Source organism: Tidjanibacter massiliensis, from assembly GCF_900104605.1.
GTDB lineage: Bacteria > Bacteroidota > Bacteroidia > Bacteroidales > Rikenellaceae > Tidjanibacter > Tidjanibacter inops.
The window spans coordinates 160,605-183,825 of record NZ_LT629960.1; the positions used below are offsets into that span (position 1 = coordinate 160,605).

The window sequence follows — 23,221 nt, forward strand, 5'->3', positions numbered from 1 at the left end:
GCCGCCGCCCGTTGTGCCGTTACAAAATTACCTCTTTTAATTCGATAACCCAAAGCGTCGGCCCGACGGCGGTGAAGGCGAGCCGAACGCTGCCCCCTTCGCGGATGCCGAGCCTGCGGGCGAGTTCCGGAGCGGCGAGGGGAAAACCGTGCGTGTAAAGGTCGGCGGAACGGATACCCCGCCGACGCAGTTCCCGTTTCAGGCACGACGGGTCGAACCGTTCCATCCGTTCGACCTCAAAAACTTTGCCGGGTATTGCCCCTGCGGGCAGCGTATTCGTAAAAAGGTAGCTGTCGCCCGGTACGGCGAATGCCTGCGGCATCTCTTCGGCTGCATACCGGGCCGTCAGCCGCGCCTTGCGCAGTGCGGCATCGGGGATGACCGTGTAGCGGTAGGGCGGTGCGAATCCGGCGGTCGTGGCGGATGCGGATACCGGGTAGGGATAGCTCCAGCGTCCCCGCCCGGCGATGGCGGCGCCGAGGCTGCCTTCCGTATCGGTGTCGCTCATTTCGACGGTAACTTCCTTGCATTCGCCTCCGAGCGAGAAGACTTCCACATTACACCCTGTTCCGAAGAGACGGAAACATTCGGCCACGTCGAAAAGCGGCGAAAGTTTGACGGCTGTCCGTTTGGAAAGTTGCTTCAGCAGAGGCAGCAGTTGCAGGATGTCCGGACTGCAATCTTCCGGTAGTACCAGTTTGCGCCCTGCGGCGGAGCGGCGGTCGGGGTCGGCGTATATCAGGTCGGCCCTGCCGTCTGCTGCGGCGAATTTGTTCAGGAACTCTTCAGCCGCGGTGCAGACCACGGTGATGTTGTCCGCTCCCAGGCGGCGGAAGTTGATTTCCGCCGCCCTGGCGAGTGCGGCGTCCCGTTCTACGGCGATGACGCGGGCGAAACGGCGGGAGAGGTGGAAAGAGTCCACGCCCAGTCCGCAGGTGAGGTCGATGCACACATCGCCCCTCCAGCTCTTGCGGGTCGCGGCGGCTTCGCTGCTCGACTGCTCGAAGGCCAGAGGCGGGAGGATGGCCCGTGCTTCGTAATAGGAGGGCAGTTTGCGGCGGGCCCGCTGGAGATATTTTACTTGTGTGGCGACCAGTCCGGCATGTGCGATGCGTTTGTCGAGTGCCACGGCATTCGGGTCGCGGCCGATATTCTCTTCCGTGAGCTGTCGCAGCAGCGGCGTATCGAGCAGCAGTATGTCTTCGGTTGTCATATCGTTTCTGAAAGGGAAGGTTCGTTGTGTTTTGTCTTTCGTCCCCGCAGCAGGAGGCAGGCGGCAAGTACCGCGGCATAAAGCGCTATCACCTGCCACGCTTCCAGCCGCAGCGGGAACGAGGCCCAGCTCTTTTCCGCGGCGAGGCCGACTACAGCGTTCTGCAATCCGGCTGCGGCGCCTATGGCCGCGGAGAAGGGGCCTTGCAGCAGGGGCAAGGGAGCAATTATCCAGAGCAGGGAGAGGAGGACGGTCGCGTTGGCCGTCAGAATGAGCAGCGGGTTGAGAATGATGCCGATGAGCGGAATGCGTCCGAAGTAGTACGATACGAGCGGGGCGGTGGCGAGCGAGGCGGCGAGCCCTACCATGAAGATTGCCCAGAAGGCGTTGAGCGCCTTGATGCGGCTATGTACGAGGCCGTACAGCGGCCGGTAGAAGAGAAAGATGCCGGCGACGGCCGTGAAGGAGAGCTGGAAACTGATGTCGTAGAGATAATTGGGGTTGACGAGCAGCATGACGGTTGCGGTGGCGAGCAGGATGTTGGCGCTGTTGCCTGTCCGTGATGCGGCGAGTGCGAGCTGGGCTCCGGTGAACATCATGGCTGCCCGGACTGCCGATGGCGGAAGTCCGGTAAGTGCCGTATAGAGCCATATTGCCGTGATGGCCGCGGCATTTTTGATGATGTGACCGTAGCGAAAGGCGGGCAGCAGCCACAGCAGGAGGTTCACCAGCATGGCGACGATACCCACGTGGAGACCCGATACGGCGAGCAGGTGCGATGCACCGGTGGTGCCGTAATCGTCGCGTACTCCGGCCGGCAGGCCGCCGCGGTAACCGATGCTCATGGCCGCGGCTGTACCGTACGCTGCGGGTGGCAGGCCGAGGCGCGAGAGTCTTTCGGCTGCGCCAGCCTGCATCCGGGCAGCGCAGTAGCGCGGGGTGAGGTGCCGGCCCGGCAGGGAGAGGAGTTTCTGTCTCCCGTCTATCCAGACGGACTGGCTGTATCCGCGCCGTTGCATCAGGCGGGCGTACCATGCGTAGTCTGCACTGCCGAGCTCGCCGGCGTACCCCGTGGCGATGAGGCGCTCTCCGGGTCGGATGCGGAAGGAGGTATCGAAACGGGCCACCGCCTTTTCTCCGGAGAAATGCCAGGCGGTGTCGCCGCCTGCGAAAGCGCGGTAACGGTCGATGCGGACGGTCGTTTTCGTCCAGCGTCCGGCTGCTTCGGGGGTGTCGGTTACGGCCATGGTCATTACCAGCCGCTGGCCGTGCGGCATCACCGTCCGTGGTTGGGTGGCCAATGTCACGGCTGCGGCCGAAAGAAAGATGGCTGTATAGGTCAGCAGTGATGCGGCGGCAGGCCTCCGTCCGGTCAGGACGGCAGCGGCGAGTGCCACTCCGGCGGCAGTGGCGACCGGCCAGACGGGGAACCGTACGGCATTCGCCGCGACGATGCCGGCAACGACCGCCGGCAGGATGCGGGCGAACGGTACCGGTCGTATGTGGGATGCGTTTTTCATGGCGGCGGGTGGGTTCCGGGGGCGCTGTGGCGCTTGTTCCGGAGGGAGGGGCGGGGTTCGGTCACTACCGGCCCCAGCCGGCCCGGTCGAGACTCCGGTAGTTGATGGCTTCGGCAATGTGTTCGGGCCGGATGTCGGGCGATGCGGCCAGGTCGGCGATGGTACGCGCCACTTTCACGATGCGGTCGTAGGCGCGGGCCGAAAGGTCGAGCCGTTCCATCGCACGGCCGAGCATGGCGCTGCATGCCGCGTCGAGGCGGCAGAACTCACGGAGCATGGCCGGATTCATCATGGCGTTGGTATGGATGCCGTTCGTCCCGGCGAAACGTGCGGCCTGCCGTGCCCGCGCTGCGACCACCCGTTCGCGTATCGCGGCGCTCTTTTCGGCCGGTGCCGTGCCGGAGATTTCGTCCAGCGCGACGGGGGTGACCTCCACATGCAGGTCGATGCGGTCGAGCAGGGGACCCGAAATGCGGTTGATGTAGCGCGATACCGAGGCGGCGCTGCATACGCACTCCTTGGTCGGGTGGTTGTAGTAGCCGCACGGACAGGGATTCATGGCTGCCACGAGCATGAAGTTGGCGGGATATTCGATGGTGTACTTCGCGCGGGCGACCGTCACTTTCTTCTCCTCCAGCGGCTGCCGTAGCACTTCGAGCATGTTGCGGCCGAATTCGGGCAGTTCGTCGAGAAAGAGGATGCCGTTGTGGGCGAGGGAGATTTCGCCCGGCTGGGGATTGGTGCCCCCGCCGATAAGAGCTACCTGCGAGGCGAGATGGTGCGGAGCGCGGAAAGGGCGGTGCGTCATGAGGCCCCGTGTGCTTCCCGGCTTTCCGGCTATGGAGTGTATCTTGGTGGTCTCGAGCGATTCGGCGGTCGTCATGGGCGGCATGATGGTGGGCATGCGCCGGGCGAGCATCGTCTTTCCCGACCCGGGCGAACCTATCATGATGACGTTGTGGCCTCCGGCAGCGGCCACTTCGAGGGCACGCTTGACGTGGGCCTGTCCTTTGACGTCGGCGAAGTCCTCTTCGTAAGGCGACTCTGCTCCGTCGCCTCCCGTCGTTTCGTGGACGTAGGGTGGGACGGCTGCGTCGCCGTTCAGAAAATCGACCACCTCCTTCAGGGAACCGGCGGCTATCGTTTCCAATCCTTCGGCCACGGCTGCTTCGGCGGCGTTCTCCCGTGGTAGGATGAATCCCCTGAAACCGTTCCGGCGGGCATTGACCGCAATGGGAAGGGCTCCGCGGATGGGTTTTACCGTTCCGTCGAGCGAGAGTTCCCCCATGATGATGTAGCTGCCGAGCCGGTCGGGGGCTACCTGTCCCGCTGCGGCGAGAATGGCTACGGCAATGGTCAGGTCGAGCGAAGAGCCCTCCTTGCGGACGTCTGCCGGTGCGAGGTTTACGACCACCTTCTTGCCGGGCATCTTCAGTCCGCTGTTGTCGAAAGCCGAACGGATGCGCTCCTGGCTTTCGCGCACGGCGTTATCGGGCAGCCCGACCAGAAACATGCCCAGACCGGGGGTGATGTTGACCTCCACCTCCACCGTCATGGCCTCTATTCCGACGAGGGCGCTTGCGTAACATTTCGTGAACATGGCGTAGCTTTGTTGCGTTTGGTTCGGGAACGGGGTTTCGGTCCGTCGTTCTTCGGAGCGGGGCTGGGGCAACGGATGGGCTGCCGGACAGGTGCCGTTCCGGAGGGCGTACCCGCATCAGAAGGGGCTCTCCTCGTCGAACGTCCGCATGGGGCGTCCGAACGAGCCGCCTCCGTTCAGGTCGCTGTCGAACTCTGCGGCTCCGGCTCCGGAGAGCGAACCGTAATCGTCGTCGTTCATACTGCTCTCTATCATCGTCCCCGCTTCGTCATCGTAATCGAGGAAGCGGGCCTGCTCCTTGCGGAAGCGCAGTTTTACGGTATCCGTCGCGCCGTTACGGTGCTTGGCGAGGATGATTTCGGCCATACCCGCCGTCGGGTTACCGTCTTCGTCCTGTGTGAAGCCGAAGTATTCCGGACGGTGGATGAAGGCCACGATGTCGGCATCCTGCTCGATGGCCCCCGATTCGCGCAAGTCGGAGAGCTGCGGCCGTTTGAGGCCGGAGCGCGACTCGATGGAGCGGTTGAGCTGCGAGAGGGCGATGATGGGGATGTTGAGCTCCTTGGCGATGGATTTCAGACCGCGAGAAATGGAGGCCACCTCCTGTTCACGGTTGCCGCGGCTGTCGGCGTTGCCCGTCATGAGCTGCAGGTAGTCGATGATGATTATCTGGATGTCGTGCTGTGCCTTGAGACGGCGGGCCTTCGAGCGGAGCTCGTAGATGGAGAGGGCCGGCGTATCGTCGATGAAAAGCGGAGCGGTGGGCAGGATGCGTGTCGTCTGTTCGAGGTGGCGCCACTGCTCGGCGGTCAGCTTGCCGCTCCGCACGTCGGCCGAGGAGAGCCCCGATTCGGCGACGATGAGGCGCATCATAAGCTGCACGGAACTCATTTCGAGCGAGAAGAAAGCCACGGGCTTTTCGTGGTCGATGGCCATGTTGCGGGCCATGGAGAGGACGAAGGCGGTCTTGCCCATCGAGGGACGGGCTGCGATGATGATGAGGTCGGAGGGCTGCCATCCCAGCGTGAGCTGGTCGAGGCGGGTGAAGCCGGTCGGGACGCCGTTCATCGTGCCGCCCTGTGCGTGCGCCTCCTCGATGGCCTTCATCGCCTTGTCGAAAACGAGACTGGCGCTCTGGATATCGCGCTTGATGTGTCCCTCCGAAACCTTGAAAATCTCCGCTTCGGCGTAGTCTATCAGGTCGGTCACGTCGGTACTCTCATCGTAGGAGCGGCGCTGTATCTCGGTCGAGGCGCGGATGAGTTCCCGCTGCACGTATTTCTGTGCGATGATGGTGGCGTGGAACTCGATGTTCATCGCCGAGGCCACCTTCTGCGTCAGCTGGGCGAGAAAAGGGGCGCCGCCCACCTCTTTCAGTTTTTTCTGCCGCTTGAGTTTCTCGGTGACTGTAAGCAGGTCCACCGGCTTGTTTTCCGAGCAGAGCTCTTCAATGGCGCGGTAGATGATGCGGTGCGTGTCGAGATAGAATGCGTCGGCCGTCAGGAACTCCTGCACGGTGGTGATGCTGTCGCCTTCGAGCATGAGGGCGCCGAGCACGGCCTCCTCCAGCTCCACCGCCTGGGGCGGCAGGGTGGCGGCGCCTTCCGTGAGCGTGTCGTATGCCTGTCGGTTGTTTTGGTTGGGTGTATAGTTCTTAGCCATAAGTATCCCTCGGATTGGAGGGTAAAGATACGAAAAAAGGGCGTCTCTTTATTCCCCTGTTTGAATCCGGACCCTTTTTCGGGTTTCGGGAGGACGCAGCCCTGTTGCCGGTGGAACGGAGTGCCTTCCGAAGGATTCCGTCGCGGGGAGGCGGATGGCTGCGTTTCCGGCCCGGAGCAGTCTGCGGGAAACGGCTGCTGTGCGGTGGCCGGAGGGGGCTACCGGTTGCGGCCTTTCGGCTTTTTCCCTGCGGCTGCGGAGAACCTGTCCGGGCCGCCGTGTCCGGGCCGCCCGCTGTTGCGGTCGTTCCGGGCCGTGTCGTACTCCCCGAAGGCCCGGCGGATGGCCTGCGCCGTATCGCGCCCCTTGCCTGCGGGGTGCTCGTTTTGCCTGTCCGGTTTCGGAGCGGCAGGGCGGCTCGGGTGGCTTTGTCCGTGCTTGCCTCGGCGGGGGATGAGCTGGTCGCTGCGCAGGGTGCCGTCGGCATTGCGGAAGAAGTAGCTCTTTTGGCGGCGCTTTTCGTCCTGGCTTTTCGCCACGTAGAGGGGACGTCCCGTGTAGGGGTCGCTCTCCGTATAGAACATCACGGAACTGAGCGTCATGGGGGTGGGAGTAAGGTCCTGTACCTGCTCCAGCCGGAAGTCGAGCGAGCGCGTGATTGCCGAGAGGCGTTCCATGTCGGCTTCGGTGCAGCCCGGATGGCTCGATATGAAATAGGGGATGAGCTGGTAGCGGAGCCCTTCGCGGCGGCAGATGTCGTTGAATTGTGCGTTCAGCTCGCGGAACAGTGCGAACGACGGCTTGCGCATCAGCTTCAGTACCTCGTCTTCGGTGTGCTCCGGGGCTACTTTCAGCCTGCCGGAGGTGTGGTTTACGACCACTTCGCGCAGGTAGGCCCCGCCGTCGCTGCGGTCGAACAGGTCGTAACGGATACCGCTGCCGATGAAGGCTTTCTTGACGCCCTTGATTTCCGTCGCCCGCCGGTAGAGCGCCAGCAGCCGGGCATGGCTGTTGTCGAGATTGGGGCAGGGTTTCGGGTGCAGGCAGGAGGGGCGCGTGCACCGGCTGCACAGCGATGTGTCGCGGCCTCCCATGCCGTACATGTTGGCCGAGGGGCCGCCGATGTCGGAGATATACCCTTTGAAGCCCTCCATGCGGGTGACCTTCTCGATTTCGGCCAGTACGGAACGTTCGCTGCGCGAGGAGATGAATTTGCCCTGATGGGCGGATATGGTGCAGAAGCTGCATCCGCCGAAACAGCCCCGGTGAATGTTCACGGAGTATTTAATCATCTCGTAGGCGGGGATGTCGCCCTTGCCGGTATAGCGTGGATGGGGCAGGCGCGTATAGGGGAGGTCGAAACTGCGGTCGATTTCGGCTTCCGTCAGTGCGGGGTAGGGCGGATTCACCACCACCGGTTTTCCGGCTGCATATTCCACGAGTATCTTCTCCTGTCGGAGGCGGTTGCTCTCGGTCTCGATGCGGACGAAATTCTCGGCGAAGGCCCGTTTGGAGGCGAGGCACTCCTCATAGGAGTGGAGCGTAAGCGTCGTTTCCGGTGCCAGACGGGCGACGTACCCTTCGTCGGCGAGGAAAGCCACCTGCGGCAGCCGGCGCAGGAGTTTGGCATTGAAACCGTTTTTCATCGCCCGTGCCACGTCGATGATGGATTTGTCGCCCATGCCGTACATGAGCAGGTCGGCGCCGCTGTCGATGAGCAGGGATGGATGCAGCGAGTCGCTCCAGTAGTCGTAGTGCGTCAGGCGGCGGAGCGAGGCCTCGATGCCGCCGATGACTACGGGCGTATTCGGATAGAGCGACTTCAGTATGCGGGTATAGACCGTCACGGCGCGGTCGGGCCGAAATCCTGCTTTTCCTCCCGGTGTATAGGCATCGTCGCTCCGCAGCCGCAGGTTGGCCGTGTAGTGGTTCACCATGGAGTCCATGCTGCCGCCCGATACGCCGAAGAAGAGCCGCGGCTTGCCCAACTTGCGGAAATCGCGCAGGTCGTCGCGCCAGTTGGGCTGCGGTACGATGGCCACGCGGTAGCCTTCGGCCTGCAACAGTCGGCCTATTACGGCTGCACCGAATGCGGGATGGTCTACGTAGGCGTCGCCTGAGAAGAGAATGATGTCCAGATAGTCCCAGCCGAGCGCTTCGACCTCTTTGACGGTAGTGGGCAGCCACTCCGCTGCGGAGTGTGTGATGGGGGGGCGGGTCATGTCTCGGGAAGGTTTACGGGAGCAGCAGCGAACTGTCGCCGTAGCTGAGGAAACGGAAACCGTGCGAGAGGGCGTAATCATAGAGGCGTCGCCACTCTTCGCCGATGAATGCCGATACCAGCAGCAGCAGCGTGCTTTTTGGCTGGTGAAAATTGGTTATCATACCCGAAGTCAGCCGGTAGGTGAAACCGGGCATTATCATAATCTGCGTGGCGGCCTGCAGCTTTTCGGTGCCGGCGGCCTCCATGTACGAGGCGAGCGTGCCGAGCAGCTCTGCACCGTCGGCTTCGGCCGGTAGGTCGTAGGCTTCCCACTGTCCCACGGGGGTGTCGGTATGCGGGTTGCCCTCGCGGAGTATCCGCCATCCCAGTACGGGGAGCGATTCCAGCGTCCGTACCGAGGTGGTGCCCACGGCGACAATGTGCCTGCCTGCCGCCGCTGCGGCGAGGCGGCGTACCGTGGCTGCCGTTACCTCGAAGTGTTCGGTGTGCATGGTGTGCTGCAGGGGATTGTCCGTCTTGACGGGAAGAAAGGTGCCCGCACCCACATGCAGCGTCACCTCTTCGGTGCGTACTCCTTCCCTGCGCAGTCTCTCTATCAGTTCCGGGGTGAAGTGCAAACCGGCCGTAGGGGCGGCTACGGAGCCTTCGAAACGGGAGTAGACGGTCTGATAGCGGGTGTTGTCTATCTCTTCGCTGTCGCGGCCGAGGTAGGGCGGTATCGGGATGCGGCCCAGGTGTTCGAGCAGCTGGCCGAAACTCAGTGCCGCGTCCCATGTGAAGCGCACCACCTGCGAGGTCCCCGCCGTGCCTTCGCGCCACGCCTGCACCCGGCACGGAACGCCGTTGCAGTCGAAGTCGATGGCGAGCGGTCCCTCCTTCCACTTCTTGAGGTTGCCGACGATGCACTGCCACCGGCACTCGCCCTGTGCCGCGAAAGCACGTTCGTAGTCGGCCGGGGCGTGCGGTTCGAGGCAGAAGACCTCCACGCGTGCGCCGCTGGGTTTGTGCATGACGATGCGTGCGCGTATCACTTTCGTGTTGTTGAACACCAGCACGGCCCCTTCGGGCAGCTCTCCGCCGATGCCGCGGAAACGGGTCTCCGAGAGGGCGCCCCTACGGTACACGAGCAGCCGCGATGCATCGCGTTCGTCGGCCGGGAAACGCGCGATGCGTTCGTCGGGCAGAGGATAGTCGAAATCCGATATGTTGACGCTGTCTTTTGGTGTCATGCGTGTGCGGGGAGAATATGGCGTACGGCACGGCCGCATCCGGTTGTCAAAAAAAAGAGAGACCCGCATGCGCCTGTAAGCCGGGTTCTGTGCGTGCCGCGGCTCGCACCGCGGCACGTTTCCGCCATTTATCTACGCCTGCGGTCTCCCGCAGGCTCAAGCGGCCTACCCCCCGGCAGCGGGCGAGCAACCCTTGAATGCCGGTATACATGGCCTTGCAACCCGCAAGTGGTACGGCCCCGCGTGTCGCCACGGCGGGCGGTGGGCTCTTACCCCGCCTTTTCACCCTTACCCCGAACCGGGGCGGTCGTTTTCTGTTACCTTGACTGTGCCCTCACGGACATCTACCCGTTAGGTAGTGCGGTGCTCTGCGTTGCCCGGACTTTCCTCTCCCCCTCGCGGGGCAGCGGCGGAACGTCGCGGCGGGCTCTCCGTGCCGCAAAAGTAGTCATAATCGGCGGGAATCCGACCGCTTCCCCCGATTATTCCGCATCGGGCCGGTCGGACGGAGGGGCTTTCGGACGGTGTCCGAAACGTCGCGGTGGCCCGGCAGCCGAGCGATAATCCTTATCTTTTGCTATCTTTGTCGGGATATAGCGCGGGAATGATGAGGATAGTCGTGATGTACCCTACCTGGGGGGAGGCCAGGCCGTTCATGCTTGGTTCCGCCGGAGGTACGGCGGAGGTGTGGCGGTGCGGTATCGGTGCCGTGGAGTGTGCTGCGCGCACGGCGGGTGTCCTCGCTGCACGGAGACCCGACTTCATCCTGTTGGCCGGTATTGCCGGTGCACATCCGTCCGTCGGGCTGGCGAAGGGCGATACAGTGATGGTGTCGCGCGAATATGCCGCCGATGTGGGGACGCTGCGCGAGGGGCGTTTCATTCCGCTGCCGGTGGACGGGAACGACGTGAAGAACAACTTTTACGATAACCCCACGTCCGTGCCGCCCCTTTTCCGGAGCGTAGCCTCGGATACGGTCGCCGTCGCGGGAACACCCGTGAGGGCGGAGAGTGCGGCCGGCATAGAGAATATGGAGGGAGCCGGTTTCTTCGCCGTATGCGGTGCGCTGGGGGTGCCTTTCGCCGAGCTTCGCTGCATATCGAATTATATCGGCGAGGAGCGCGGCCGTTGGCGGATTGCGGAGGCGGTCGGAAGGCTTGCGGAGGATGTCGGGAGGTTCATCGACGCCGTGCGGGAGTGGTCGTAAGGAGTTGCCGGACGGACGGGCCGTCTTCGGGACGGAGGAACGAAGATTCAGTAATAGACAGTTGGACGTATGAAATTATCGCTTGCCATTTCGCCGTGTCCGAACGACACGTTCATGTTCGATGCCATGCTCAACGGACGCATCGATACCGAAGGGTTGGAGTTCGAGGTCGTCTTCAAGGATATAGAGGAGCTGAATGCGGGACTCTCCGCCGCGGAGGGAGTACGTCCGCACATCAGCAAGGCGAGTTATGCCGTCCTGCCGCAGGTCGCCGACCGTTATTGCGCTCTGCGCAGCGGGAGTGCGCTGGGACGCGGCAACGGCCCGCTGCTGGTGGCCGGCGACGAAAGTGCCGCGACGGACGACTGTTCGATGCGTATCGCCGTACCGGGGATGCACACTACTGCGAACCTGCTCATGGAGCGTCTCTTTCCGCACCTTTCCGACAAACGGGCCTATCTCTTCTCCGATATTCCGCACATCGTCGGGCGGGGCGAGTGCGATGCGGGGGTGCTGATACACGAGGGACGTTTCGTCTATCGCCGTTACGGGCTCTTTCTGCTGGCCGACCTCGGTGTGGAGTGGGAGCGGGCGACCGGGCTGCCCCTGCCGCTGGGAGTCATCGTCGCCGACCGGAACCTGCCTGCGGAGGTGGCCGGGACGGCGGAACGTGTGCTGCGCCGGAGCATCGCCTATGCCTTCGCGCATCCGGCCGATTCGTTACCCTTCGTCCGGGAGTATGCGCAGGAGTTGGACGAAGGGGTGATAAGAAACCATATCGAATTCTTCGTGAACGACTATTCGCTGGATATTGGCCCGGAGGGTGCCGAAGCGGTCGCCAGACTGCTCGACATGCCCTCTGCAACGTTGTTCCGGGCTTGAGTGCAGGTACTGTTTCTCTTTCGTGGCGTAATTCAGTTGAAGGCGTGAAATTCTTTCCTATCCTGTTTGTCAGTCGGATGGCAGGCGGGGTAATTCGAATAGCCGTCTGCGCCGGCGGTTTCCTTTCCGGCAGTCGGCAAAAAGCATTTCCGGTTCGGTAGATGGCCGTTCCGGCGCATAGCAGGGTATAGATGGAATAATTCCGTCAAATTCCGGGGCGGACAGTTGGATTTCCCGGATATTATCCGTTTATTTGTTGCCGGAAAAAGGGGGTGCCTCCGTGGGGGCGGCTGAGATTATACCCAATGAACCTGATACGGTCAATACCGTCGTAGGGATTTTTTCTGAGTATATTGCTTTCTTTTCGTGCGCATTCGGGCACTTTCGTTTTCCTTGACCGATATTAAAATGGGAGTGGAACGATGTTCGGCGTACAGTTCATCACACATCATACCGATACCATCACGTACCTCGACTCCGTGCGTATTGCACTGGAGGGAGGATGCCGCTGGATACAGTTGCGCATGAAGGAGGCGTCCGACACGCAAGCGGAGGAGGTCGCCCGTCAGGCGCTGGCCCTGTGCCGTGCTGCCGGAGCGGTATTCATCATCGACGACCGCGTGGAGCTGGCCGGCAGACTGCATGCCGACGGCGTGCATCTCGGCAAGGCGGACATGCCGGTAAGGGAGGCCCGGCGCCTGCTCGGGCCGGGGTTCCGTATCGGAGGAACGGCCAATACGTTCGAGGATGTCCGTATCCATTACGAGGGGGGCGCCGACTATATCGGCTGCGGCCCGTTCCGCTACACCACGACCAAACAGAAACTCGCCCCCATTCTGGGGCTCGAAGGGTACCGGGCCATAACCGCTCGTATGCGGGAGGAGGGCATCGACCTGCCCGTGGTGGGCATCGGCGGTGTGACGGCCGAGGATATGTCTGCCCTGGCCGGAGCCGGACTCAGCGGTATTGCGCTCAGCGGGAGCGTATTGCGTGCCGCAGACCCGGTGGGCGAGATGCGGAGGGTCATGCAGATTGCGAAACAAGTTTCAGATAACTATGGAAGACAAAATCAAAATTAACTACCCCGATTCCGAAAAGGTCTATATGCCTGGCTCCCTCTATCCGGAGCTGCGCGTGGGGATGCGGCGTGTGCGGCTGACGCCCACAGTGGTCGTGAAGGACGGGGAGAAGGTACTTACGGAGAATCCTCCGGTGTACATCTACGATACCAGCGGGGCATACAGCGACCCGTCTGTGCCGATAGACCTGCGCAAGGGGCTGCCCCGGCTGCGGGAGGAGTGGATACGGAAGCGGGAGGTGGAACGGCTCCCCGGCATCACTTCCGAATACGGCCGGGCACGGCTCGCCGACCGGAGCCTCGACCATCTGCGTTTCGAGCACATACAGCTTCCTTACCGGGCCAAGGAGGGGTGTCAGGTGACGCAGATGTATTATGCCAAACAGGGTATCATTACCCCGGAGATGGAGTATGTGGCTATCCGCGAGAACATGAACTGCCGCGAGCTGGGCATCGACTCCTACATCACGCCGGAGTTCGTCCGACAGGAAATCGCCGCAGGACGGGCGGCGCTGCCGGCCAACATCAACCATCCCGAGGCCGAGCCGATGATAATCGGTTCCCGTTTCCTGGTCAAAATCAACACCAACATCGGCAATTCCGCCACTTCGTCCACCATCGAGGAGGAGGTGGAGAAGGCCGTGTGGAGCTGCAAGTGGGGCGGCGATACGCTGATGGACCTCTCCACGGGCGACAACATCCACGAGACGCGCGAATGGATAATCCGCAACTGTCCCGTGCCGGTCGGGACGGTGCCGATGTATCAGGCTATGGAGAAGGTGAAGGGCCGTGCCGAGGATTTGACGTGGGAGCTTTTCCGCGACACCCTGATAGAGCAGTGCGAGCAGGGGGTGGACTACTTCACCATTCACTGCGGCATCCGGCTGAGGAATATTCACTACGCCAACGACCGCCTGTGCGGCATGGTCAGCCGCGGAGGCAGCATCATTTCGCAGTGGTGCAAGGCGCACAACCGGGAGAGCTTCCTCTATGAACATTTCGATGATATCTGCGACATTTGTGCGCGGTATGACGTGGCGCTGTCGCTCGGCGACGGTCTGCGTCCGGGAGCCATCCGCGACGCCAATGACCGGGCGCAGTTCGCCGAGCTCGATACCATGGGCGAGCTGGTCGAGCGGGCCTGGGCGAAAAACGTGCAGGCCTTCATCGAAGGGCCGGGGCACGTTCCCATGCACAAGATACGGGAGAACATGGATCGTCAAATAGAGAAATGTCACGGCGCCCCCTTCTATACGCTCGGGCCGCTGGTGACGGACATAGCACCTGGCTACGACCATATCACGAGCGCTATCGGCGCCGCGCTGATAGGGTGGTACGGGACGGCCATGCTCTGCTACGTAACCCCTAAGGAGCACCTCGCCCTGCCGCAGAAGGAGGACGTGCGCGTAGGGGTGGTGACCTACAAGATAGCCGCCCATGCGGCCGACCTCGCCAAAGGGCATCCGGGAGCCGACGTGCGCGACAATGCCCTGAGCAAGGCGCGTTACGAATTCCGCTGGAAAGACCAGTTCAACCTGAGTCTCGACCCGGAACGCGCGCTGCACTATTACCGCGAGGCAAACCACCTCAACGGCAAGTACTGCACCATGTGCGGGCCGCATTTCTGCGCCATGCGCATCAGCCAGCAGCTCCGCGACTGCGATTACACGGCAGGCGGGGAGGACGACGGTATCAGTGGACAGCAATAACTAAAAACAGATGAAGCATATGATTGAGACGAAAGTATCGCAGGGAATCGTAAGTACCTATTTCGACAAGCTCCAGAAAAATCTGGAATTGGACGTAGCCATCGTGGGCGGCGGGCCTTCGGGTATCGTGGCGGCCTACTACCTCGCCAAGGCGGGGCTTCGGGTGGCGCAGTTCGACCGTAAACTCGCTCCCGGCGGAGGCATGTGGGGCGGCGCCATGATGTTCAACCAAATAGTGATTCAGGAGGAGGCGATGGATATCGTGCGCGAGTTTGGGATAAATTATGCCCCCTTCGGTGAAGGACTTTACGTGATGGATTCGGTGGAGAGCACTTCGGCGCTCCTTTATCATGCGGTACATGCCGGAGCGACCGTATTCAACTGCTATTCGGTGGAAGACGTGGTCTATAAGGAGAACCGCGTGAGCGGTGTCGTGGTGAACTGGACGCCGGTGCTGCGCGAAGGGCTGCATGTGGACCCGCTCAACATCCTGGCCAGGGTGGTCATCGACGGTACGGGGCACGACAGCGAAATAGCTGCCACGGTAGCCCGCAAGAACGGCGCGCGGCTCAATACCGAAACGGGGGGCGTCGTAGGCGAACGTTCGCTCGACGTGACCGCCGGCGAGGATGAAGTGGTGAAGGGTACCAAGGAGATCTACCCCGGACTTTATGTGTGCGGCATGGCCGCTTCGGCGGTTTCCGGTACGCCCCGCATGGGGCCGATATTCGGCGGGATGCTCATGTCGGGCAAAAAGGTGGCCGACGAGATAATCGCCCGTCTGAAAAAGTGATGCCCTGCGGCGTCCGCGTATTTGCCGCCCGCCAGAAAAGGCGGGCGGCTTCTTTTTTTCGTATGGTGCAGGCTGCGGAAAGGTGGGAAGGGGTGAAACACGGGGCGGGCGGTGTGCGGGGCGGGAGACTTTTGCCTTCGCCGTTCGGGGCGGGAAGCGGATTGTTCTCGGCGCTGGCAATGAGGTCGGCGGTCGTGTTGCACAGTGGCGGTTTGCATGTCGGGGAAACGCTTCGTGTTCGGGGACGGTGCGTCCGGGGCGGAGGGTCGGGCTGTCGGCGTAGGGAGATGTGTCCGGGCGGGGCAGCCGGGATGCAGATTCGGATGCCGTGGAAAAAGAACCGGGAGCGGGTCAGCGGGCGGCTTGCAGCAGGCGTCTGAAGTGGCGGAGTACCTCTGCGGTGTCGGCCGGCGAGCGGAAGCGTGCCCAGATGTCGCCGAGGAGGGCGGCGCCTCCGAAACCGTAATCGCGCACCTCCGGCAGATTCGCTTCCGATACACCTCCGAGAGCCAGCACCTTTTCGTCGATAATTCCCGCGGCAGCCGCTTCGCGCAGCGCTGCGGGCGGGAAGGCGGAGCGGTACCCCTGTTTCGAGATGCTGTCGAAGACGGGGCTCAGGAAGAGATAGTCCGTCGCCGTGCGGTGTGCGGCCACCTCTTCGAGCGAGTGGCACGACCGGCTGACCGTGCCGCGGTAGCCGTCGGGCAGGTCGGGATTGCGGCCGTTGAGGTGTACGCCGCCCAAGCCGTAGGTGCGCTGGAGGGGAAAGTGGTCGTGCAGGGTGATGCGGGGGCGGAAGGGGGCAGGGAACCGTTCTATCAGTGCGGCGAGCTCGGCGGCCGTGCATCCCGGCTTGCGCAGGTGTATCCGGTCGAGCCCCTCTTCGAGCATGGCCTGCATGAGTTCCGTTTCGCCCGGAAGAAATTCGGGGGAGGTGATGACTATCAGTTTCATTGCGTGTCGTCTGTCTTGCCGGGGAAGTGCCAGAGCGGGCCGTTGCCCCGGCCGATTTGCAGGGTGCGTGCGGCTTCGATGGCGGCGGTTACGTATTCCTTTGCCCTGCCTACGGCCGTCTCCAGCGGGAGCCCCCTGCCGAGCAGGGTGGCGATGGCCGACGAGAGTGTACAGCCCGTTCCGTGGAGGTTGGAGGTCTCGATGCGGTCGGCCGTATAGGCGTACATCCGTCCGTCGTACAGGATGTCGGTGGGCCGGTCTGCGCCGAGGTGGCCGCCCTTTATCAGGAAGGCGCAGCCGTAGCGTTCGTGGAGCAGCCGGGCCGCACGGCGCATTTCCTCCTCGTCAGTGATGGGCTCTCCCGTGAGCAGCGATGCTTCGGGCAGGTTGGGCGTCACCACCCGGCAGAGCGGAAATAGACGGTTGCAGGCGGTTTCAAGGGCGTCGGGCTGGGTTAGTATTTTGCCGCTCGTGGAAAGGGCCACGGGGTCGAAGACCACGTTCCGGCATCCGTATCGTTCCAATACCTCCGCGATGGCGGAGATGATGGCGGGCGTGCCTGTCATGCCGATTTTGACGGCATCCGGGGAGAGGTCTTCGATGACGGCCCCGCATTGGCGTCCGACCGTTTCGGGGGAGAGGTACTCCACCTGCGCCACCCCGCGGGTATTCTGTACGGTAATGGCCGTGACGGCTGCGGCGGCATAGCCTCCCAGCGCCGAGACGGTTTTGATGTCGGCCTGTATGCCGGCTCCGCCGGAGGGGTCGGAACCTGCTATGGCGAGAATGACGGGCGGTGTGTTCATGTTTTCGGGTGGTTGGCCGGCCTGCCGGGGCAGGGGTGCGGCGTTTCTGCAAAGATAGGGAAACCGGCGGACATTCCGGTCTGCGGCGACCGGGCGTATGGGCGTGTCATCCCACCCGGTCGCCCTGCCGGGAGTCACGCTTTGCGGAGGAAGGTACGGAAGAGGAGGGCGGGGCCGTCGGTCTCTATGGCGAAGGTATTGGTCTCGGCTTCGTTCAGCGTACCGCACCACCACGAACGGAATCCCTCTGCGGGGGGAGTGTAGCGCAGGCCCCGGACGGAGATGCGTGTGCCCGGTACGATGGTGAAAATGGAGACCTGCTGCCGGGGCATGCTGTCGAAGGTCGCCGCACCTTCCACGGCATTGAAGACACCGTAGGGGGTCACCATTTGTACGTCGGCCTGCCGGGCATAGTCGGCCAGCAGGGCGATGTTGCCTATCGCATGGTCTTCGCGGCCGCCGGTGGCACCGAGTATGGTGAGCTCCCTGCGGCCCTGCTCCATGCAGAAGGAGAAAGCTTTCGTAAGGTCGTTGGTCTCCTGGTCGGGGACGATGTGCAGGATGTCCCGGAACCGCTGGGCCGTCGTGCGGCCGATGGAGTCGCCGTCGCCCACGATGGCCGACGGGATGCCACCGCGGGCGGTATAGGCGTCGGCCGCCCCGTCGCAGCACACCACATAGCGGGCCTGGGCGAGGAGTGTTGCGGGAATCCCCTCCGCGGGGTATTCGCCGTCGGCGAGGATAACCGTTTCGGGCGCTGTTGCGGCGTCAGGCATCCGGAAGTGTCGTCTTTCCATTTTTCATCATTTTTAACCATTTGAAGTAACCCGCCACTGCCGCGACGGCATACAGGGTATAGAGAACTCCGGTGGGGCAGAGCCCCTTGTAAAAGTACAGACCTGCGGAGACGATATCGACCGCTATCCACACGAGCCACTGCTCCGCATATTTGCGCGAGAGCATCCACAGGGCGGTAATGCTCAGCGCCGTGGTAAAACTGTCGCCGTAGGGCACTGTGCTGTCGGTGAAGTGCACCAGCATGGCGGCTGTCGCGGCGAACACTGCGGCCGTAAGGAACGCGAGCGGCGCGACGAGGCGGAGGGGCATCCTCGCGATGGGAGCCTCTTCGCCGGAACCGCCCCGTTTTCTCCACATGAACCAACCGTATATGCCGGCACCGAGGTAATAGACGTTGACGGCCATGTCGGCATAGAATCCCGAACTGTAATAGACGAAGATGTAGATGGCCGGCATGACGATGCCGGCGAGCCAGAGCCAGATGCTGGCCCTGTATTCGAGCCACAGGTATGCGAGTCCTACGGCCGTACCGATTGTCTCCAGATAGTTCATGCCGGGTACGGGGTTGTCCGGAGTACAAAGATAATCATCTTCCGCGGGCCTTCGCAGCCGCGGCGGCTCTTTGTTCGGACAGGTTGCCTGCCGGTGCGGATACGCGTCGGATGTCGGTTTGAAATGTGCTTTCGGATTTCGTCGAATATATTATATCTTTGTCAGACGGCAGACAGGTGTGCCGCACAGGATTGAATTGTCCAATCAATTAAATAACTTAGCAATGAGCAAGGTACTGATAATCGGAGCCGGCGGTGTGGGAACCGTGGTGGCGCACAAGGTGGCGGCCAGTCCGGTGTTTACGGAAATCATGTTGGCGAGCCGTACCAAGAGCAAGGCCGACGACATAGCCGCCGCGGTGGGCGGAGGAAGGATTAAGACGGCCCGGGTGGATGCCGACAGCGTCGAGGAGCTGACGGCGCTGATGCGGGCTTTCCGGCCGGATATCGTCATCAACGTGGCGCTTCCCTACCAGGACCTGACGATTATGGACGCGTGTCTCGAATGCGGCGTGAACTATCTGGATACGGCCAATTACGAACCCAAGGAGGAGGCCCATTTCGAATATTCATGGCAGTGGGCCTATCAGGACAGGTTCCGCGAGGCAGGGCTTACGGCCATCCTCGGCTGCGGCTTCGACCCCGGCGTCACTTCCATATTCACGGCCTATGCCGCCAAACATCACTTCGACGAGATACATTACCTCGATATCGTGGACTGCAATGCGGGTAACCACGGCATGGCGTTCGCCACCAACTTCAACCCGGAAATCAACATCCGCGAAGTGACGCAGCCCGGCAAGTACTGGGAGAACGGCAAGTGGGTGGAGACCGCTCCGCACGAGATACACAAACCGCTGACCTATCCGGAGATAGGGGAGCGCGAGTCGTATCTTATCTATCACGAGGAGCTCGAATCGCTCGTGAAACACTATCCCTCCATCCGCCGGGCCCGTTTCTGGATGACTTTCGGACAGGAGTACCTGACGCACCTGCGCGTGATACAGAACATCGGCATGGCCCGCATCGACCCCATCGTCTACAACGGGGTGGAGATAGTGCCCATTCAGTTCCTCAAGGCCGTGCTGCCCGACCCCAAATCGCTCGGCGAACACTATACGGGCATGACTTCGATAGGATGCCGTATTCAGGGCGTTAAGGACGGCCGCGAACGTACTTATTACATCTACAATAACTGCGACCACGAGAAAGCCTTTCGGGAGACCGGCACGCAGGCGGTCAGCTTTACGACCGGTGTGCCTGCCGCGCTTGGGGCGGAGATGTTCGCCCGTGGTCTCTGGAAGAAGCCCGGCGTCTTCAACGTAGAGGAGTTCGACCCGGACCCCTTCATGGCCGAAATCGGCGAGAGAGGCCTGCCGTGGGTAGAGCTGTTCGACGTGAACCTCGAATTGTGACACGGACACCGTTATCTTACGACTTTTCCGGCCGGAATTCTCCGGCCGGAAAAGTTTCCTGAGAATCGTATTTTTTAACCTTAAAACCTATTGAACAGATGAAAAGAAGCATTTGGCTGTTGTTCGCTTCGTCATGCCTCTGGCTGGCGGGGTGTTCCGAACCCGCAGGAGGCACAGGAACTGGCGATGACAACGGGAAACCGGGAGGCTCCTTGGAGGAGGAATATGTGGAGATACCCGACCCGCTCTTTTCCGCCTTTCTGGTAAAGCAGTTCGACAAGGACAAAGACGGCCGCATTTCGAAAGCGGAGGCCGAGGAGGTCACCGCTATTCGGGTAACGGAGAATTGGGAAATCGCCTCCGTCGAGGGTATCGCCTCTTTCCCCAACCTGAAGACCTTCGAGTTCTGCGGCGATTTCGAGCATACGCGGCCGCTGACGGGGCTGGATGTGTCGGCCAATACGAAACTGGAGGTACTCAACCTCAGCCGCAACGAGCTGGAATCGCTTGACGTGCGTGCGAATACTGCGCTGCGGGAGCTGAATATCGCCTGGAACGGGGTGGCTGCGGTGGATGTCTCCGGCAATACGGCGTTGGAGGTGCTCAATCTCGGCAGTAACCGACTGGCATCGGTCGATGTGAGAGCCAATGCGGCGCTCCGTGAACTGTCGGTTTCCGGCAACGAAGCGTTGGCGGAGTTGGATTTGAGCAACAATTCCGGACTGGAGGTGCTGGATTGTTCCGGTACGCGGATTCCTTCGGTGGATGTGTCGGCGATGGCGGGGCTTCGGCGGCTGTCGGTCGGAAGCGGTAACATCACCGAAATCGACGTGACGCACAATCCGGCGTTGGAAGAGTTGAATATCGTTTCGTGCAACATGCTCTCCGTAGACCTCAGCAACAATCCGGAGCTTGCGCTCATCTATGCCGGACTGAACAAGTTCACGGAGCTCGATATCAGCGGGTGCGCATCCAGAATGGAGGGGGTCTATTGTGCAGGGTGTCCCGACCTCAGAACGATTTACCAGCGGAAAGGACAGAAGGTGGAGACGCTCCTGAAGGACGATACGGCCGAAGTGGTCGTGAAATAACCGAGGGCCGTGACGGCTCCGACAGCACCGGCGGGCAATTGCCCGCCGGTGTTTTTTATGCCTGACGGGCTGCGTAAATCCCAGCGGATGAGCAGCTATGAGCCGCGTGGAAATTGGACGGCGCCGTACCGCAGGAGGAAGTGTTTGCAAATTCTGGAAAAAATGTTTGTAAGTTGCTATATATTAATGTTTTTTGTAGTATAAGTTTGCAGCGTGAAATTCGTGTGGAGCGGCCGGATGCGGTATCGGTACGGCGGCTTCGTAACGGAAACAAAACGGGTTCGGGTCGCATGGGCCGGCGGAACACCTTGAGTGATTGATAATGAAATTCAAAAATACAGGTTTAACTTTTTAATGTTCTTTATCGGCATGATGAGTATCAAGGAGGATATCCGCGCCGCTTATGCGGCACCGAAGATTGAAACGACGGAGGTCAGGCTCGAAACGGGCATCGCACAATCCCTGCCTTCGGCGGGCGATTACGAAGAGGGGGGCGAACTGCAGCCCTGGGAGTAGAACGGACGTACAATTTAAAAACGATTTCAGGGGAGAAGAAAGTATGAAGAGGCAATTGTTGTTGTTGGCGGCGGGGGCCGTTGCGCTCCTCGCTTCCTGTACCGGGAGCGAACCCGGAGCATCTGCCGGCGGGATGCGCACAATAGAGATGACCATCGGTGCCCTGACGCGGGGAGTTTATGTGTCGGAGGGGGATACGCGTGTCTCATACGACGATTTGGCCGCCCTGTGGGAAGAGGACGACGTAATCATGGTCGGTTTCGCGGATGCTGCCGGCCGGACATACGGGCCTTTTGAGTTCAGGGCGTCGCAGGCGGGGGCCGTTTCCGACTTTACGGGGAGTGTGACTGTCGGCGAGGAGACTACGGTATTGACCAAAATATACGCCTACTATTACGGGTCGGGAGTGACCGGCGTGAATGCCGACCTGCGGGCGGGGACACTCGCTTTCGGGCTGCCCGCCGTACAGAACGGAAACCTGTCGGATTATACCCTCGGAGTGGCTTACGCGACGGGCGAGTATTCCGTCGAGGCGGGGACTACGGAGTTTACGCTGCCGGCCGGTTTCGCTTTCCGTCCCTCTCTGGCGCGTCTTGATGTGAACGTGACGGGCCTTGCGGAGGGTGAAACGGTACAGTCGGTAACGGTCGGTCTTGACGGATATACCTTCTATGACGGCGGTACGGTGGATTTCGCAGGCACCGCTGAGCCCGTCTTCTCGGCTGCGGATGTGAACGCGGCGGTGCGGGTGCTTCCCGGTGTTTCCGCATCCGGCGACCCGGCCGGATATATGGTCGGCATCGTTCCGCTCGACCTCGGCGGCCGGTCTGCGCGGATGGACGTGACGGTCATTACCCGGTCGGGGCAGAGCGGCAAGAGATATACGGCGAGTTTCGCGGCTACGGAGCTCGCGGCGGCCACGCGTTACACCGTGAAGATGGATGTGGCTTCGCTCCAGAACGAGGAGGTGACCTATATCGAGGATGGAACCCTCGATGCCATCAACAACGACAAGGACGGCTATTTCATCCTGACCGATGACATGACGCTGGATGCGATGCCTAACATCACCGATTTCGGCGGAACGCTGGACGGCGACGGACATACCATAGACATGGGTACGGTCGGCTCGGTGAGCAGCGAGCAGGCCGGTATTTTCGCTACAACCACGGGCGATGCCGCAATCGTGAACCTGAACGTGAAAGTGGAGTCGCTGGAAGGCGATGCGAGCGAAGGCGGCCTTATCGTGGGTAAGGTGAAGGACGGTACGCTGACGCTCGACAACGTGCATGCTTCCGGTTCCATAACGGCTACCAGATACGGTGACTCCAACCACATGTTCGGGGGCGGTCTGGTAGGGTTCGTTCCTATGGGGGCGGTACTCGAGGCTGCGAACTGTTCGTTCACGGGGTCCGTGTCTACGAATATGACTGCACTGATAGATGCCAATGCATATAACTGTTATGTAGGTGGTATCGTAGGTGCACTGGAAACCGGAGTGGATTCTTTTGAAAAGAATACGGATTATGCAGGCAGTGAAGCGGGTGCGGCGTCGTCGATTGTAAATTGCCGGGTATTCGATGCAGCGTTGGTCAATACGTGGCGCGGTGGTACTTCGATTGGTGGCGGTATAGCTGTCAGGTCCGAGTTCTATACGGGCGGTATTGCGGGACGCTGTACGGGACGCATCGAGAACTGCTCGGTCGAGAATACGCATCTGACGGGTGTTGTGGATACCGACGGTGCGGGACGTCAGGCAAAGCCTGTGGTCGGGAACGACTGGTATGAATATACGTTCAATGAAAACAATAGCTATACGAACGTGACCGTAAACGGAGGTGAGGCGCGTACCGGTTTGTACCGGGGAGCCGGTGCTGCCGGAACGGACAGGCCCGATTATTCCGACATACAGTAATGCCGCTTGGCCCCGCAGGGGCGCCGGGCGGCACCCGGGAAAGGCCGCCCGGTATATC

19 protein-coding genes, 1 other RNA gene and 1 riboswitch are annotated in these 23,221 nt (G+C 61.5%); of the genes, 9 read left to right on the plus strand and 11 right to left on the minus strand.

Annotated features, from left to right (window positions below):
- Positions 1–19: 19 nt before the first annotated feature.
- The 7 genes from BQ5361_RS01565 to rnpB all read right to left on the minus strand — a co-directional run bounded on the left by BQ5361_RS01565 (position 20) and on the right by rnpB (position 9,874).
- Positions 20–1,213 carry a THUMP-like domain-containing protein gene (locus BQ5361_RS01565; protein WP_035472778.1) on the minus strand — a complete coding sequence of 398 codons (1,194 nt, stop codon included), beginning with the start codon at positions 1,211–1,213 and terminating at the stop codon, positions 20–22.
- The gene (locus BQ5361_RS01570) at positions 1,210–2,733 is read right to left on the minus strand and encodes a ComEC/Rec2 family competence protein (RefSeq protein WP_052131025.1); all 1,524 of its coding nucleotides are present in this window, start codon (positions 2,731–2,733) and stop codon (positions 1,210–1,212) included. The genes BQ5361_RS01565 and BQ5361_RS01570 overlap by 4 nt, the downstream gene beginning before the upstream one ends.
- Before the next feature lie 64 nt (positions 2,734–2,797).
- Positions 2,798–4,333 carry a YifB family Mg chelatase-like AAA ATPase gene (locus tag BQ5361_RS01575; RefSeq protein ID WP_035472776.1) on the minus strand — a complete coding sequence of 512 codons (1,536 nt, stop codon included), beginning with the start codon at positions 4,331–4,333 and terminating at the stop codon, positions 2,798–2,800.
- A 117-nt stretch (positions 4,334–4,450) separates the two neighbouring features.
- Complete coding sequence (dnaB, locus tag BQ5361_RS01580; RefSeq protein WP_022064168.1) at positions 4,451–5,995, minus strand: replicative DNA helicase; 1,545 nt, start codon at positions 5,993–5,995, stop codon at positions 4,451–4,453.
- Between the two features lie 218 nt (positions 5,996–6,213).
- Positions 6,214–8,217, minus strand: a complete 2,004-nt coding sequence (locus tag BQ5361_RS01585) for a YgiQ family radical SAM protein (protein WP_081976814.1) — start codon at positions 8,215–8,217, stop codon at positions 6,214–6,216.
- 13 nt (positions 8,218–8,230) lie between these two features.
- Complete coding sequence (locus BQ5361_RS01590; RefSeq protein ID WP_022064166.1) at positions 8,231–9,448, minus strand: S-adenosylmethionine:tRNA ribosyltransferase-isomerase; 1,218 nt, start codon at positions 9,446–9,448, stop codon at positions 8,231–8,233.
- A 59-nt stretch (positions 9,449–9,507) separates the two neighbouring features.
- Positions 9,508–9,874, minus strand: an RNA gene (gene rnpB, locus BQ5361_RS01595) — RNase P RNA component class A.
- A gap of 178 nt (positions 9,875–10,052) precedes the next feature.
- On the opposite strand from rnpB, the gene BQ5361_RS01600 reads away from it, so the two are divergent.
- The 5 genes from BQ5361_RS01600 to BQ5361_RS01620 all read left to right on the plus strand — a co-directional run bounded on the left by BQ5361_RS01600 (position 10,053) and on the right by BQ5361_RS01620 (position 15,117).
- Positions 10,053–10,655 (plus strand): phosphorylase family protein, encoded by a 603-nt coding sequence (locus BQ5361_RS01600; RefSeq protein WP_035472774.1) that lies wholly within the window; start codon positions 10,053–10,055, stop codon positions 10,653–10,655.
- Positions 10,656–10,724: 69 nt separating this feature from the next.
- Complete coding sequence (locus BQ5361_RS01605; protein WP_022064164.1) at positions 10,725–11,537, plus strand: 1,4-dihydroxy-6-naphtoate synthase; 813 nt, start codon at positions 10,725–10,727, stop codon at positions 11,535–11,537.
- Positions 11,538–11,795: 258 nt separating this feature from the next.
- Positions 11,796–11,892: riboswitch (TPP riboswitch) on the plus strand.
- Positions 11,893–11,959: 67 nt separating this feature from the next.
- Positions 11,960–12,616, plus strand: a complete 657-nt coding sequence (locus BQ5361_RS01610; RefSeq protein WP_022064163.1) for a thiamine phosphate synthase — start codon at positions 11,960–11,962, stop codon at positions 12,614–12,616.
- A complete protein-coding gene (gene thiC, locus BQ5361_RS01615) occupies positions 12,594–14,324 on the plus strand; it encodes a phosphomethylpyrimidine synthase ThiC (protein WP_022064162.1) in 1,731 nt (576 codons plus the stop codon). Before BQ5361_RS01610 ends, thiC begins: the two co-directional genes overlap by 23 nt.
- Positions 14,325–14,343: 19 nt before the next feature.
- Positions 14,344–15,117 carry a sulfide-dependent adenosine diphosphate thiazole synthase gene (locus tag BQ5361_RS01620; protein ID WP_035473011.1) on the plus strand — a complete coding sequence of 258 codons (774 nt, stop codon included), beginning with the start codon at positions 14,344–14,346 and terminating at the stop codon, positions 15,115–15,117.
- 351 nt (positions 15,118–15,468) lie between these two features.
- Here BQ5361_RS01620 and BQ5361_RS01630 read toward each other — a convergent pair whose 3' ends face one another.
- From BQ5361_RS01630 to pnuC, 4 genes are all read right to left on the minus strand, one after another.
- The gene (locus tag BQ5361_RS01630; protein WP_035472772.1) at positions 15,469–16,071 is read right to left on the minus strand and encodes a thiamine phosphate synthase; all 603 of its coding nucleotides are present in this window, start codon (positions 16,069–16,071) and stop codon (positions 15,469–15,471) included.
- Positions 16,068–16,877, minus strand: coding sequence for a bifunctional hydroxymethylpyrimidine kinase/phosphomethylpyrimidine kinase (gene thiD, locus BQ5361_RS01635; protein ID WP_035472767.1), 810 nt, complete (start codon positions 16,875–16,877; stop codon positions 16,068–16,070). The genes BQ5361_RS01630 and thiD overlap by 4 nt, the downstream gene beginning before the upstream one ends.
- Positions 16,878–17,011: 134 nt before the next feature.
- Positions 17,012–17,674 carry a thiamine diphosphokinase gene (locus tag BQ5361_RS01640; RefSeq protein WP_071424888.1) on the minus strand — a complete coding sequence of 221 codons (663 nt, stop codon included), beginning with the start codon at positions 17,672–17,674 and terminating at the stop codon, positions 17,012–17,014.
- The gene (pnuC, locus tag BQ5361_RS01645; RefSeq protein ID WP_035472756.1) at positions 17,646–18,227 is read right to left on the minus strand and encodes a nicotinamide riboside transporter PnuC; all 582 of its coding nucleotides are present in this window, start codon (positions 18,225–18,227) and stop codon (positions 17,646–17,648) included. The genes BQ5361_RS01640 and pnuC overlap by 29 nt, the downstream gene beginning before the upstream one ends.
- Before the next feature lie 196 nt (positions 18,228–18,423).
- Between pnuC and BQ5361_RS01650 the strand changes: the two genes are divergently transcribed.
- The 4 genes from BQ5361_RS01650 (at position 18,424) to BQ5361_RS01660 (ending at position 23,163) form a co-directional block, all read left to right on the plus strand.
- The gene (locus tag BQ5361_RS01650; protein WP_257526416.1) at positions 18,424–19,641 is read left to right on the plus strand and encodes a saccharopine dehydrogenase family protein; all 1,218 of its coding nucleotides are present in this window, start codon (positions 18,424–18,426) and stop codon (positions 19,639–19,641) included.
- Positions 19,642–19,739: 98 nt separating this feature from the next.
- Positions 19,740–20,732, plus strand: coding sequence for a leucine-rich repeat domain-containing protein (locus BQ5361_RS01655; protein WP_143047459.1), 993 nt, complete (start codon positions 19,740–19,742; stop codon positions 20,730–20,732).
- Between the two features lie 369 nt (positions 20,733–21,101).
- Positions 21,102–21,248: a hypothetical protein gene (locus BQ5361_RS10650; protein WP_154818434.1), complete on the plus strand. Its 147-nt coding sequence runs from the start codon at positions 21,102–21,104 to the stop codon at positions 21,246–21,248.
- A gap of 43 nt (positions 21,249–21,291) precedes the next feature.
- Positions 21,292–23,163 (plus strand): fimbrillin family protein, encoded by a 1,872-nt coding sequence (locus BQ5361_RS01660; RefSeq protein WP_143047460.1) that lies wholly within the window; start codon positions 21,292–21,294, stop codon positions 23,161–23,163.
- The last annotated feature ends 58 nt before the right edge of the window (positions 23,164–23,221 follow it).